We start from the raw sequence: 14,262 nt of genomic DNA on the forward strand, positions 1-14,262 counted from the left end.
CACACTACAACGTGTTGTCGCGCCCGCTGATGCAGCGATCGAGCGCGCTCGGCTTTCTCACGGTCGGCATGGGCGCGGGCGCCGTCGTGCTGGTGCTGGCGGGGCTCGTGAAAGGCAGCTTTGCGGCGCTCGATCACTTCACGACGGCGCAGTGGATCGCCGGCATCTATCTCGGTGCCGGCGGCGGTGCGTTCGCCTTCATCCTCTGGGTCATGGCGCGGGCGACGCCGACCCGGGTCGCCAATACCATGACGGTCAATCCGATCGCCGCGACCTTGCTGGCAGCGCTGCTGATCGGCGAGCCGATCACGGCAAATCTCCTGGTCGGGCTGCTCGCCGTCTTCGCCGGAATCTGGATTGCGACCAGCGAGGCGAAGCCCGCCTAGCTGCGCGGCGCGGTCGCTGCGGGAGGGCTCGCCTCCGGCGTCTTCTTCGGCTTCAGCGTGCCGGCATAGAACGACAGCAGCCACACCAGCATGACGGCAAGGAGATAGACGACCCAGGCCTGCGGCGGCGTGGTCGCCCAGCGCAGGAGGCCCTTGAATGTGCGGGGCGGGCTGTTGTCTTCGGTCATGGCCCGCTTGTGCGCGAAAGCGGCGGTGCGGTCAATCGGGCCGGCGCTCGGCGCGGATCAGGAACAGCGCCGCCAGCGCCGAGAGGCTCAGCGCGGAGGAGACCATCAGCACCTTGGCGCCCATGACGTCGATGAGGAGGCCGAACGCCAGTGGCGCCACCGCCTGTGCCATCCGCGCCGGCGCGCCGATGATGCCGAGGCGGTAGCCGAAATCCTTCGGCCCGAAGATCGACAGCGGCAGCGTGCCGCGGGCGATCGTCAGGATGCCGTTGCCCGAGCCGTGCAGCAACGCAAACGCGCTCGCCGCGGCGCCGCCGAAGATGGCGACGACGGCAGCTCCAATCGGATGGGTCACGCAGGCCAGCCGCGTCGACCACAGCGGATGAAAGCGGCTCAGAACGCTCGCTTCGAGGATGCGCGCGAGCACTTGCGCCGGACCGATCAGTGCGCCGGCCGCGATCGCCTCGACATGGGTCGCGCCGGTTGCCTCCACGATGCGCGGGAAATGCACCGCCATCGCGCCGGTGACGGTCCAGGCCGCGGCGAAGACGAAGGCGAGCAGGATCATGGTGCGGTCGAGCGGCACATGCGGCTTCGCGGCCGTCGCCGCCGCCTGCTTGGCGCCCTTGATCGCCGGCAGCATGAAGAAGTTGAGGGGCAGGCCGATCAGGATGTTGGCGGCGGCCCAGGCAAAGCAGGTCTCGCGCCAGCCGATATGGGCGAGGCCCCAGGCGGTGAGCGGCCAGCCGACGGTGGAGGCGAAGCCCGCCATCAGCGTGATGCCGGTGATGGGCCTGCGCGCCTCGGTGCCGTAGATGCGGCCGAGCGCGGCGAAGGCGGCGTCATAGAGCCCCATCGCCATGCCGATGCCGAGTACGAGCCAGGCGACCGCCATCACCAGAACGGATTGCGACAACCCAAGGAGCACGAGGCCGGCGGCCATGGTCAGGTTCGAGGCGGACAGCACCTGCCGTCCGCCGACGAGATCGATCTGCCGCCCGATCCGCGGGCCGAGCATCGCGGAGATCACCAGCGAGGCCGAGAACGCGCCAAAGATCCAGTTGGAGGAGACGCCAAGGTCATGCGCCATGGGATCGGCGAGCAGGGCCGGCAGATAGTAGCTGGAAGCCCAGGCCAGGGTCTGCGTGGTGCCGAGCGCCAGGATGATCGGGAGCTGGCGCTGGCTCATCCGCGCGTGCTTCCGATTCTGGCCGACAAAGTCATCATCGCCGGCATTTGCCGCCGGCGCAGCGAGTGCGTCAACCGTGATCGCGGCATATTCGACCTGCAAGGGACGGGAGCCTTGCGCATGGCTCGCGCGAGGCTTGCGCCTTTCGCTCGTCACGAATGCACGGCATAATGGCGCATGCAATTGACCTCGCGCCTCGCGCTGATGAACTGGCTGACCGGCCAGGGGCTCACGGGCCTGCCCGAAAACGAACTGCTCCGCGGGTTCTGCGAGCGCTGCCGCGCCGAGGGCCTGGAACTCTCGCGCGCCCTCGTCGTCATCGACACGCTGCATCCGATCTATGAGGGCCGCGGTTTCCGCTGGAGCGACCGGGCGAGCAACGAGAGCGACGCGTTCGAATACGGTTCGACCGCCGAAGGCGATGCGGCCCAGCACTGGCGCCGCTCGGTGTTCTTCCACATGCTCGAGCACGGCCACGACGAGATGGTGATCGATCTCGCCGACGCGCCGTCGCTGGATTTCTCGCAGATCGGCGAACTCGCCGAGAAGGGCCATAAGCATTATCTCGCTTTCGTGCACCGCTTCGGCGAGAACGGCGCGCTCGGCCTGATGGATTGCCTCTATTCCTGCTGGACCACGCGCCGCGACAGCGGCTTCAGCGAAGCCGAGTTGGAGTCCCTGCGCGATCTCGTGCCGGTGCTGGGGCTCGCGATCAAGTCGGCGCAGCAGGTCGATATCGCGCGCACGCTCGGGCGCGTCTATCTCGGCCGCGGCGCCTCCGAGCAGGTGCTGGGCGGCCGCATCTCGCGCGGCGTCACCGAGCGCATCAAGGCAGTGCTGTGGTACTCGGATTTGCGCGGCTCGACCGGGATCAGCGAGAGCATCGGTCCCGACGAGATCATCCCGTTTCTCAACGACTATGCGCAGGCCGTGATCGATGCGATCCACGATGCCGGCGGCGACGTGCTGAAGCTGATCGGTGACGGTGTGCTCGCGATGTTCACCGGCGAGGACATGGCGCATGCGCGACGTGCTGCGCTCCGCGCCGAGCATCTGTTCCGCCAGAACGTCGCAGCGCTGAACAAGCGGCGGGAGGCGGACGGCCGTCCCACCACGTCGGCTTATATCGGGCTGCATGTCGGAGAGGTCTTCTACGGCAATATCGGCAGCGAGGATCGGCTCGATTTCACGGTGGTGGGTCCGACGGTGAACGAGGTCAGCCGCATCGCCTCGATGAGCCGCTCGGTCGATCGCGAGCTGTTGGCGTCGGCGGAGTTCTACAAGGGGCTCGATGCCGCCGGCCGCCGCTATCTCGTCTCCACCGGCCGCTACGCGCTGCGCGGCATCGGCCGCGCGCAGGACCTCTACACGCTCGATCCGGAGGTTGACGCCAGCGAGCCGGTGACGGGGAGCTATGAGCGGTATCTGGCGAGTTAGGCATCACTCCCTCGCCTACGTCGTCCTGGCGAAAGCCAGGACGACGAGGAGGATGCTGCGCCACTTTCCGCAATCGCGACGCAGCTAACACCTCACCGCCACTTCGTCCCCCACCATGTCCGGCTGCCGGTCGAGTGACGCGGCCGGTGACAGCAGGATCACGAGCGCCTGCATGCCGAACACCGCCGCCGCGAGATAAAGGCACGCCTCCGCGCTCCAGAGCCCGCCGACGATTGCCCCCAACGCCGAGCCGAGCGGGCGGGCGCCGTAGCTCATGATGTTGATGGCGGAGACGCGGCCGAGCAGGCGCGGCGGCGTCACGGACTGGCGCAGAGTGGTGGTCGAGATCACCCACAGGATCGGCCCGACGCCGAGCAGGAAGAAACTCAAGGCCGCAAGCCAGGGCGAGGGGACCAGCACCGTCAGCGCCATCACCAAGGAGGCGGCGAAGCCGGTGACCGGGCCGAGGCCGACAACCGTGCCGAAGGCGACGCGCTGCATCACGCGCGTCGCGAGCAGCGCGCCGATCACCATGCCGACGCCGTACATCGTCAGCACCGTGCCGACGCCGGCGGCGGTCAGCCCGAGATGGCGCACGGCATAAGGCACGAACACGGCGATCTGCAAGAACCAGCCGGTGTTGAAGATGAACTGGGTGATGAAGACCGGCCGTAGCAGCGGATGGTGAAACACGAAGGCTGCGCCTTCGCGGATGTCCTGGAACGGATGGCGCCGCGGCGCCGGCGTGCGGGCGGGCTCGTAGATGCCGGAGAGCAGCACCACGGCAATGGCCGAGAGCGCCGCGGCAAAGCCGAAAGCCAGGCTCGCGCCCCACCAGCCGACCAGCGCGCCACCAAGCGCAGGCCCGCTGGCAAAGGCGATGGTGCGCGCGAGCTCGATCCGGGCATTGGCGGCTGGCAACAGGTCCGAACTCACCAGCGAGGGCACCAGGGCCGGTGCGGCCACGCTGTAGACGACGGTGCCGCACACGGCAGCGAAGCCGAGCAGGGCCAGCAGCGGCAGATTGAGGGCGCCGAGCGCAAGCAGCAGCACGATCGCCGCGAGGGCTGCGGCCCGCAGCGCCTCGGCGCCCGCCATCAGAGCGCGGCGGGAGATGCGGTCGGCGAGCAGGCCGGCCGGGATGGCGAAGAGCACGAACGGAAGTGTCAGCGCCGTCTGCAATAGGCCGGTCTGGCCTTCAGCGACCCCGAGCGTCAGCACGGCGACGATGGGGGCTGCGGCCAGCGCGATCTGCTCGGCCGATTGCGCCGCGAGATTGGACCAGGCGAGGCGGTTGAAGGTGTCGGGGAGGCGAGGCGGATTTGACATGGCTCATTTCCTGCAGAGTCGGATTGGCGCCAGTATCCGCCCCCGAGACCGGCCAAACCCACCCGCTTCCCGACAGGCCCGGGGCAAAACAGGTCCGTGCCGGGAACCGATGCGGCCAGATGCAGTTGCAAATGAGTTGCAATAAGCTTCGACTTCGGTATTCTGACCACATGGATGCCCGATCGCCCGATTTAACCACCGACGCCGCCGGCTGGCGCACCGACGTGCCGACCACAAAAAGCCTGGCCGAGGTGAATGCCTCCGTCGCCCTCCCCACGGCGGGGGTGTGGTGGCGGCGGCTGCTCGCCTTCGTCGGTCCGGGCTATCTCGTCTCGGTCGGCTACATGGATCCCGGCAACTGGGCGACCGACCTCGCCGGCGGATCGAAGTTCGGCTACACGCTGCTCTCGGTCATCCTGCTCTCCAACCTGATGGCGATCCTGCTCCAGTCGCTGGCGGCGCGGCTCGGCATCGTCACGGACCGCGACCTCGCGCAGGCCTGCCGCGCGACCTATTCGCCGGCGGTGAACTTCCTGCTCTGGCTCGCCTGCGAGGCGGCGATCATCGCCTGCGATCTCGCCGAGGTCATCGGCACGGCGATCGCGCTCAAGCTCCTGTTCGGCATCCCCCTGATCGGCGGCGCGCTGATCGCCGCGCTCGATGCCTTCCTGCTGCTGCTATTGATGAACCGCGGCTTCCGTTTCCTGGAAGCCTTCGTCATCGCGCTGCTCGCGGTGATCGCGGTTTGCTTCGCGGTCCAGATCGTGGCCGCGGCGCCGCCGGTCGCGGAGGTCCTGCATGGCTTCATGCCGAAGAGCGAGATCTTCACCAATCCGGAGATGCTCTACATCGCGATCGGTATCATCGGTGCCACCGTGATGCCGCATAATCTCTATCTGCACTCCTCGATCGTGCAGACGCGCGCCTATGAGCGCAACGAGACAGGCCGGCGCGAGGCGATCAAATGGGCGACGACGGACTCGACCATCGCCCTGATGCTGGCGCTGTTCATCAACGCCGCGATCCTCGTGGTCGCCGCGGCAACCTTCCACAAGAGCGGCCATTCCGACGTCGCCGAGATCGGCCAGGCTTTCGAGCTCTTGTCACCGCTGCTCGGCCTCGGTATCGCCTCGACGCTGTTTGCCATCGCGCTGCTGGCCTCGGGCCTCAACTCGACGGTGACCGCGACGCTTGCAGGCCAGATCGTGATGGAGGGTTTTCTCGATCTGCGCCTGCCAAGCTGGGCGCGCCGCCTGCTCACGCGCGGCATCGCGATCATTCCGGTGATCATCGTCACGGCGATCTACGGCGAGCGCGGCACGGCCGATCTCTTGGTGTTCAGTCAGGTCGTGCTGTCGATGCAGCTGCCCTTCGCCGTCATCCCGCTGGTCCGCTTCGTCTCCGATCGCCGCAAGATGGGCAAGTTCGCGATTTCCCCGTACGTCGCTGCGATCGCGTGGATCGTCGCGGGCGTCATCGTGGTTTTGAATCTGAAGCTGCTGGCGGATACGCTGTTGGGGTGAGCCGAGGCGGCCGCTTGCTCCGCCTGGCCACAACAGCCGCGCCCGGTGGCATTTTGGGCTAGCGGCCTGATTTTCCCAAGAGCACGAAAGGGCGGATGGGCACACGCCTGAACCTCGATTTTGTGAACTGCCTCACTTTTCAATTTATGCGGGGCGCGTATACTGCCCACCAATTGCTACTAGGACGAGTGTTGTAGGGCGTAGTGTCATGTTGTTTGTTTCAGGATTGATTTTACTCCCCGCGGGATGATCGGCGGCCCGCGCCGGATAAAGTGCGCCGACCGCATTTTCTCCGGATACATCTATCGGTTCTGCGCGAGCCCGGTCGGCACGCGAATGGTTGGTTAGATTCATTGCTTTGATTGACGGCTTGTTTTTTCGCTGCGCGGGTTCACGTCCGGGAGGGGACGATGATCAGGCCAGGAAGCATCGGTTGTTTCGGTAAATTCATTGATGAATGGGGGCTGCCGTGACCAGGTGTCCCACGTGTTCAACGCGTGTTGCCCGCGAAGATCGGTTCTGCTCGCAATGCGGCGCGGATCTCAAGCGTCGCGTGGTGGAGCCCGGTACCCAGGATCGGGGCGCACAGGTCGTCCAGCTGCGTGATCATCCGCCGTTACGATCAAAGATGCTGACCGAGAATAAGCACGTCAGCGTGCTTTTCGCCGATGTCTGCGACTCGACCGCATTGCTGCAGCATTCCGACCCCGAAGAAGCCCGTAACTACCTCGGCAAGGCGCTGAACCAACTGGCCGAGGCGGTCGAGACCTATGGCGGCACGGTCAGCCAGTTGCTCGGCGATGGGCTCGTCGCCTTGTTCGGTGCGCCCCTGGCGCAGGAGGATCACGCCTTACGTGCGTGCCTTGCCGCCCTCAAGATGCAGAGAGCAACCGTTCCCGGCCATGACGTGCAAGGCGTTGCAAGTCCGACGCTGCGCATCGGCATCAATTCGGGAGAGGTGCTGGTCGGGGTTGTCGGACAATACGATTGGTCGCACTACGGAGCAGATGGCAAGACGATTCACCTTGCGTCCCGGCTCGAAAAGATGGCACCGCCCGGCGGCATTCTGGTCAGTGCCGCGACGCAGCGGCTTGTCGCCCAGCAGATCGAGACGCGGTCGGTAGGGACCCGGCAAATACGGGGATTGGACGAGCCGATCGAACTCCACGAGGTCGTGGTCGAGACCGAAAGTTCGGCAGCGGCGCCGCTGACGCGCAAGCAACGCTGGGCGCCTCTGGTCGGACGCGAAGATTCCTTACGGATCCTGGCAGGGGACCTTGAGGTCGTTCGAAAGGGTGGAATGCGAACGATCGGGCTGTGCGGCGATGCCGGGATCGGAAAGTCCCGCTTGGTTGCCGACTGGACGGCCGCCCTCGCAAGCGAGGGCATGGACGTCTGCGTTTCGCAGGCGAGAGGCTATGCGAGCACGCGCGCCTACAGCGCCGCCGCGGACCTGATCGCGAGCCTGGTTGGGCTGGTGCAAATGAACGTGACGGACGTACGGCAGTCCGCCAGGCAGGCCTTGATCGAGGGATGGCCAGCCGAGGGCGCCGAACATCTCGCGGCGGCCAGCGACCTGTTGGGGCTGGCGGCGCCCGATCAGGCCTGGCTGGCGCTGAACCCGGTACAACGACGGCGCCGCATTGGCGAAGCACTGCTGTGGCTGGTGCGCAGGCGCGCGCGGTCTGGCCCGTTCGTGCTGGTGCTCGAGGACGTTTTCCTGGCCGATCGCGAGAGCCGGAGGTTGTTCGAGGCCTTGCTTCCGAAGCTTCAGGAGTTGCCGGTTCTGGTCTGCGTCAGCTATCGGCCCGATTTCGAGCACCAGTGGCGGCAGGCGCCGTGGTTCGTAGAGCGCATGATCGAGCCTCTGCACGACGGCCAGATGCTCAGGCTCGCGCGTGCCCTGCTGGGGGACGATCCATCCGTGCTCGGCGTCATGAACGAGCTGGTCGCCCGCGCCGACGGTAATCCCTTCTTCCTCGAGCAACTGGTCATCACCCTCATCGATGACGGATCGCTCGAGGGAACGCCGGGAGCGTACCGCCTCCAGAGGCCTCTCGGAGAGCTGCGCGTGCCGGGCTCGATCGCCGCGGTCATCGGCGCGCGGACCGACAGGCTGCCCGAGGCCGCCAAGTCTGCGCTCGAGGCTGCGGCCGTTCTTGGCGATCCCATCACGCGCGACCTGATCGCCACGATGCAGGCGGTGGACATCGCGCGCGCCGAAGAATTGCTCGCCCTTTGCGTCGCGTCCGGCCTCCTGTCGTGTCCGGAGCAGACGAGCCTGTCGCTCGAGCCGCAGGCGTTCGCGTTCCGCCACGCGCTGGTGCGCGACGTCGTGCTCGGGGTGCTTACGCGCAGCAGGCTCAAGGCGCTGCATCGACAGGCCTTCCTGGCGCTCCACGCGCAGCCGGGAGCCGCGGATGCCGATGCCGCGCCGGTGTTGGCGCATCATTCCTTCAAAGGCGAGGAATGGGAGCAGGCGGCGAAGTTCGCCATCAAGTCGATGGCACGAGCCATCTCGCATTCGGCCAATCAGGAGGCCCTCCAATTGTTCGAGAAGGGGATCCAGGCTGCACGGCGTGTCGACGGCGCCCCGACTGCGCAAGCCCTGGAGCTTGCGCTTCGTCTGGAAGCCATCGGGGCAATGATGGCCCTTGGGCAGATCGACGACATCTTCAGCAACATGGAAAGGGCTGAAGCCATTGCCGTGCAACTGAACGATCAGCGCGCACGGGCGGCGGTTTCGACCGAGACAGCGGTGTTTCTGTGGATGCGCGGTCGTTTCGAGCAAGGCTTGCGCTACGCCTCGCAGGGCCTGGAAGCGGCCCGCCTTGCACAGCGTCGCCACATGACGATGGCGGCGCATCAGACGCGCCTGATGCATCTGCATGCCCTCGGGCGATACGCGGAAGCGGCCGTCGAAGGCAACGTCCTGCTGTCCGAATACGGCCCGGAACTGTCGGCGCACTACGTTCAGCCCGGATGGGCCGCCATTCCCATCATCAACCTGTATGCGTTTCACGCCAGCACGCTCTGGCGCCTCGGGGACAGCGAAGCCGGTAGCGCCTTCTGCGCCAAGGCCTACGAGATCTTGTCGAACATCGACCACCCATACTCCCGTCTGCTGGTCGATACCGTCCAATCGCAGATGTGGATCGAGAACGACGAGCTCGACCGGGCGGAACGCATGATGCGCGTGGACCTGCAGCAGTGCCTGACGCACAACGTGCCGACCATGCTTTCCGTTTGCATGGGCGTTCTCGGCAGCGCGCTTGCACGCAACGGCAAGGCTGCCGAAGCGGTGCCCATGCTGGAGAGAGGGTTCGCCGATCGCATCTACGAGGCGGCCGGCCCCTACGGCCGGACGTTCATGCGTGTGAGCCTCGGTGTCGCCTATCGCAAGCTCCGACGGCTGGACGATGCGATCGCGGTCGGACGCAAGGCGGTCGAGCAGGCCGCTGAAGAATACGGGCACCAGACCGAAGCTCTGTACGAGCTCGCTGAAACGTTGCGGCACGCCGGCGATCAGGCCGGGGCCGAAGCGCATTTCAAGCGAGTCGCCCTGGCGGCGGAACGCCTGGGCATGCCCCACTATCAAAGGCGGGCCGCAGCGGCCCTCGCGGATTGGCGGAAGGATGGGCATGCAGCATGAAACTCTCCACTTATGAACCCGACGCCTTGCAGCCGGGAGCACGCAGTCTCTCCTATGGTGTCTTTTGCTGGCTCAACCGCCACATCACCGTCTTGCGTGCGCTCGGCGCACTGCTGCGGCGCTGGCCCTCGGTGGGGGGCTTGTTCGGCATGGTGGCACGCGCCAGTGCCGTCAAGGACGTGCTGACGCGCACGCGCAGCTTTTCCAACACGGCGCATGCGGCCAACATGGTCTCCGGAGACTATCTCATCGGGATGGATCCCGGCCCGACCTATTCGGCCGATCGGGATCTCGTCCATGCGCGGTTGGCGGCTCTGGACGTTCCAGCCGATTCCGATGCCGAGGCACAGCGCCGGATCAAGGACCTGAGCAAGCCCGGAGCGGCCGAATTCGATCTGATCGATGATTACCTGATGTGGGTCGTATTCCACGCCATGAGACCCCTGTTTGGAGATGCGATAGGCGCCGTGGTTGCGGGGTCGGCGACCAACGCTGCGCAAGGCGATGTCGATGAAGGCTTGCAACGACAGTACATGCTTGAGATCCGATACGTCGCGGGGCAGCTGCTGGCCGGCAACCTGGCGACACTCGACCTCCGGCGGCGGGCGGAATCGTGTGGGGATGCGCTACAGGCGCGCATCGATCGCGTCACCGGCCCCATCGGCGCTGCGTGGGGCGTCAAAAGCTCCTCCGAGGACATTGAACGAAACGCGGTAGGCCTTGCCTGGATCTCGCATCCGGTCACCGTCCAGTCGGGAGCCCTTGTCATGCAAGAGCTGCTGGGACGACAGAAGGTCTATGAACAGCTGCGATCGCGGGCCAGGGCTCTCGGCGAGTCCCGCGTCTGGACCGACCCCGATTTTCGCAAGGCCGTGCGCAACCATGTACTCGAGCTCATGCGCTTCCGGCCGATTTTTCCGCTGCTGGCGCGCGACGTGCCGCGGGATACGGAAATGGAGACGGGCGCGCGAAGCAACGCTGGATGTCCGGGCGGCGGCAAGGTCTCGCTGTTGTCGATCGCTGCCCTGTTCGATCCCAGCGCGGTGCCCCAAAGCGGTCGCTTCTGCCCGAACCGCGATTGGGGCAGCGAAGATGCCTTGCGGTATCTCATGTTCGGCTATGGCTACCGCCAATGTCCCGCCCGGGACTACGCGGTGGATATCCTGACAAGCGCGCTGATCGGCTTGCTCACCTTGCCCCGGCTGCAACTGGCGCGCGGTGAAGGCAAGGCCATTGCGTATGACGGACCGCTGATGTTGTGCATGCGCATGCGTATCACCTGAGCACGCGGAGAAGACAGCCATGCTCGAGATTGTCCGGCAGCAGATGATCTGCATCGTTGCGCCCGGCTGGCCCGGCGGAGGCGGTCTCCCGCAATCACTCCAGGATGCGCTGGACAGCCTCTTGCGCGATGTCGCGGTGGTTCACTTCGCTTCGATCGGGCTCCTGCCGGCGGTGGCCGATGCCGCGGAGCAAAGGCCCTCGCTGATGCTCGAGCTTGCGGTCGAGGAGGGCCTGCGCCCGTACGACCTGCTGTATCGCCTCATCCACCATCCCGGCGGCGCGATGTGGTCGCTGTTCGGTGCCATGGTCGCTCCCGGCGTTGCGGTCCCCACGGCGCAGCACGAGCAGCAATTGCTGGACAAGCTGATGCAGTGGCACAGCATCGCCGATGGCGCCTTCGTCGGCGCCCGCGACCGGTCGGTCCGGCAGATCAAGATGGAGCAGGACCTGCTCGAGCGCACGCGAGCCGAGGCGCGGACGCTGAAATCCAAATACGGCAATGATCGCACCGCGTTCGCGCTGGCACTGGCGCGATGGGCATACGCAGACCCACGCTTCGAGTGGGCGGCCACGCCTGCACCGCGTTCCTACTGGCGCGGGAAGGGGGCCGGCATCGGCGCGAAGCTCGCCTATCCGGTAGCGGCGATCGTCCTGTGGTTTGTCGCGCTCTGGCTCGTCTCGGCACTTCCGCGCGCCTACAATTGGTTCTTCGGCGAACCGGGTCCCATCGTGCAGGCCGTGGAGGACGCTGTCAGCAAGACGAGCAAATGTCTGCTGGCGATAAGTGGACACGGTTTTCTGGCGTTCGCGGTGATTGCATTTCTCGTGTGGCTGTTCCTGGTCCCGCTGCCTGCGCAATTCGTGTCATGGAGGCGCTGGTTGAACAGCGTTCAGCAAGAGCTCGACCGGCCGACTGAGACGTTCTCATCGCTGTCGACCTATGTCGGTGGCTGGGTCATCGGCGTGCCGCTGCTGCTGGCCATAGCCGCGTGCGCCATAGCCTACACTTTCGCGCCGCTGGCCTATGCGCTCGCTCCGGACTATATGGCGCGTATCGTCGAACCAAAGATACCAAAGCTGACCGGATTGGAGATCATCGGGATCGCCGTCGCTGTGATCGCCGTGGTGCTTTGCATCGGTGCGCTGTTCTATTGGCTCAATCGCCGCTTCACGAAGCTGAGCGAGCAGTTCTTCCATCCGCTCGAAGACGACGTTCCGCGTGCCCAGCAGATCCATCCGTCGGTCGAGAGATGCGAGGCGGAGCTGGTCCGTAAGACCCAGCACATGTTCAGCCTTACGGATGTGCGTCGTCCGAACGGGTGGAGCGCGTGGTGCATCCGGACGGCCCTGCGTATCGTGACATTCGCCGGACGGGTGTTTTTCACGCAAGGGTGGCTCGGAAATGCGCCGGGCATCCATTTCGGTCACTGGCACATCATCGACAACGGTCGCCGCTTTCTGTTCTGCTCGAACTATGACGGCAATTTCGGCGGCTATCTCGACGATTTCATCAACGGTGCTTCTACCGGAACCACGCTGGCCTGGCGGTGGACGGAGCTCAGTCCACGCGCGCCGGCGGTGGACGGTCAGCCTGGCATTGCCGCGCCGCGCAGCTTCCCGCCGACGCGCTTTGTCATCTTCCGTGGTGTGAAGTGCGAGCTGAAATTCAAGTCCTACGCGCGCGACAGCATGCTCCCGCACATCTACCATTTCGACGCGTGCAACAGGACGATCGAGCAGATCAATCTTGCGACCGGACTGCGCGACGCCCTGTTCGGCGAGCGCAACGAGAAGAACGACGACCTGATCATGAGGGCGATCGAGACATGAAGCACGCACCGCTTCTCTCCGAGCAAAGCGACGACATCCAGGGCATGCTGAAGAGCGGCTTCGGCTGGCTCAAGAGCAGCCGCTTCTGGTTGCTCACGATCCGCGAAGGCCGCGTGGATCAGGCCCGGGCCTGGCTCGCGAAACTCGTCGACAGCGGTTTGGTCGTCAGCGCCAAGCGTGTCGGGACGGGCAGGAAGAAACCGGAAGAGTCGATCAGCGAGGCCGTGGCGGTCGCCTTCAGTTTTTCAGGGCTGAAGAAGCTTGGCTGTACCGAGGCGGAAACGCATCCGTTTCCGACTGCTTTCAGCAGTGGCATGGGAAGCGCATTGCGCAAAGAGCTGTTGAGGGACGCTGGGCGTGATCAATGGCGCTGGTCGGATGTTGAAGACCCCGACGGCCGCCAAACCGTTCACATCCTCGTTGCGCAATGGTGGGTGCTCGACGAAAAATCGCGAATGGAGGATCCCGATCCGGATGCATTCATCGTCAGGACCGTTGAAAACAATCCTTGCTCGTTCAAGAAAGAGGAAGATGGCAAACTGCGCGAGCCGTTCGGGTTCCGCGACGGCCTCGCTCAACCCGTGATCCGCGGCCTCAGGGAAGAGGGGGGGGCCGCGCTGAAGCAGGCCAAGCGCGATGCCGGCGACCTCTATGAGGATCGTGTCGTCGAGCCCGGAGAATTCATTCTTGGCTATCGCAACGAATATGACGAACTCACCTACTGTCCCAACGTGAAGGAGTGGCCGCAGTCCAGTGCCCGCTTCACGCTGAACGGAAGCTACCTGGCCGTGCGGCAGATCGCGCAGGATGTCGATGCGTTCGAGCGGTTCAAGGCAGCGAATGGCCGGGCGATCTGCGAAAAAATGATGGGGCGTCGGATGGACGGCATGCCGCTCGGATGGCAGGGACCTCTGGGGTCGGATTCGGCGGCGGACGCCTTCCGCTATCGAGTCCAGGACGCAAACGGCTTCGTTTGCCCCCAGGGAGCTCATGTCCGCCGGTCCAATCCGCGCGATTCCCTTGGCATCGATGTGCCATCGAGCATCAAATCATCCAAGCTGCACAGGTTGCTCCGCCGTGGACGGCCCTATCGTGAGACGACCGAAAGCGGCACGTCGTGCGATGGCTTGTTCTTTATCGCGTGCAATGCCGATATCGAGCGCCAGTTCGAGTTCATCCACCAGCGCTGGGTGCAAAACCCCCGGTTCGGGACTCTTGAAGGCCAGGACGATCCTGTCGTGGGTTCGTCGCCTGTCCCGAAGACGTTCACCATTCCGGGATTGCCGAGCGGCAGCGAAGTGACGCTGGCCTCGTTCACGCAGGCGCTCGGAGGCGGTTACTACTTCTTGCCGGGGATCGCGGCGCTTCAGTTCATCGCCGGAGGTCGCGCCGGTGCAAAGCCTGCCCCGTCGCGTCAGGTTGAAGCGGCCTCCTGAGAGGGAAG

10 protein-coding genes are annotated in these 14,262 nt (G+C 65.3%); 7 read left to right on the top strand and 3 right to left on the bottom strand.

The window, feature by feature from the left end; translation table 11 throughout:
- Positions 1–11: 11 nt before the first annotated feature.
- On the top strand, positions 12–386 hold the full coding sequence (locus tag AB5K84_RS20955) for an EamA family transporter (protein ID WP_011087809.1): 375 nt from the start codon (positions 12–14) through the stop codon (positions 384–386).
- Here AB5K84_RS20955 and AB5K84_RS20960 read toward each other — a convergent pair.
- A complete protein-coding gene (locus AB5K84_RS20960) occupies positions 383–574 on the bottom strand; it encodes a hypothetical protein (protein ID WP_038966343.1) in 192 nt (63 codons plus the stop codon). The genes AB5K84_RS20955 and AB5K84_RS20960 overlap by 4 nt on opposite strands.
- Positions 575–605: 31 nt before the next feature.
- Positions 606–1,763 carry an MFS transporter gene (locus tag AB5K84_RS20965; RefSeq protein WP_011087808.1) on the bottom strand — a complete coding sequence of 386 codons (1,158 nt, stop codon included), beginning with the start codon at positions 1,761–1,763 and terminating at the stop codon, positions 606–608.
- Positions 1,764–1,940: 177 nt separating this feature from the next.
- On the opposite strand from AB5K84_RS20965, the gene AB5K84_RS20970 reads away from it, so the two are divergent.
- A complete protein-coding gene (locus tag AB5K84_RS20970) occupies positions 1,941–3,200 on the top strand; it encodes an adenylate/guanylate cyclase domain-containing protein (protein ID WP_011087807.1) in 1,260 nt (419 codons plus the stop codon).
- Positions 3,201–3,284: 84 nt separating this feature from the next.
- On the opposite strand, the gene AB5K84_RS20975 is transcribed toward AB5K84_RS20970, so the two are convergent.
- Entirely contained in the window at positions 3,285–4,529 is a 1,245-nt protein-coding gene (locus AB5K84_RS20975) for an MFS transporter (protein ID WP_011087806.1), read from the bottom strand.
- 170 nt (positions 4,530–4,699) lie between these two features.
- On the opposite strand from AB5K84_RS20975, the gene AB5K84_RS20980 reads away from it, so the two are divergent.
- The 5 genes from AB5K84_RS20980 (at position 4,700) to AB5K84_RS21000 (ending at position 14,254) form a co-directional block, all read left to right on the top strand.
- Positions 4,700–6,052 (top strand): Nramp family divalent metal transporter, encoded by a 1,353-nt coding sequence (locus tag AB5K84_RS20980; protein ID WP_011087805.1) that lies wholly within the window; start codon positions 4,700–4,702, stop codon positions 6,050–6,052.
- Positions 6,053–6,680: 628 nt separating this feature from the next.
- Positions 6,681–9,704: an ATP-binding protein gene (locus AB5K84_RS20985; RefSeq protein ID WP_236842072.1), complete on the top strand. Its 3,024-nt coding sequence runs from the start codon at positions 6,681–6,683 to the stop codon at positions 9,702–9,704.
- Positions 9,701–10,987: a hypothetical protein gene (locus tag AB5K84_RS20990; protein WP_011087803.1), complete on the top strand. Its 1,287-nt coding sequence runs from the start codon at positions 9,701–9,703 to the stop codon at positions 10,985–10,987. Before AB5K84_RS20985 ends, AB5K84_RS20990 begins: the two co-directional genes overlap by 4 nt.
- 19 nt (positions 10,988–11,006) lie before the next feature.
- The gene (locus tag AB5K84_RS20995; RefSeq protein WP_011087802.1) at positions 11,007–12,818 is read left to right on the top strand and encodes a hypothetical protein; all 1,812 of its coding nucleotides are present in this window, start codon (positions 11,007–11,009) and stop codon (positions 12,816–12,818) included.
- Positions 12,815–14,254, top strand: a complete 1,440-nt coding sequence (locus tag AB5K84_RS21000; RefSeq protein WP_162494115.1) for a Dyp-type peroxidase — start codon at positions 12,815–12,817, stop codon at positions 14,252–14,254. Before AB5K84_RS20995 ends, AB5K84_RS21000 begins: the two co-directional genes overlap by 4 nt.
- Positions 14,255–14,262 lie beyond the last annotated feature (8 nt).

Source organism: Bradyrhizobium sp. 1200_D9_N1_1, assembly GCF_052075915.1.
Lineage (GTDB): Bacteria > Pseudomonadota > Alphaproteobacteria > Rhizobiales > Xanthobacteraceae > Bradyrhizobium > Bradyrhizobium diazoefficiens.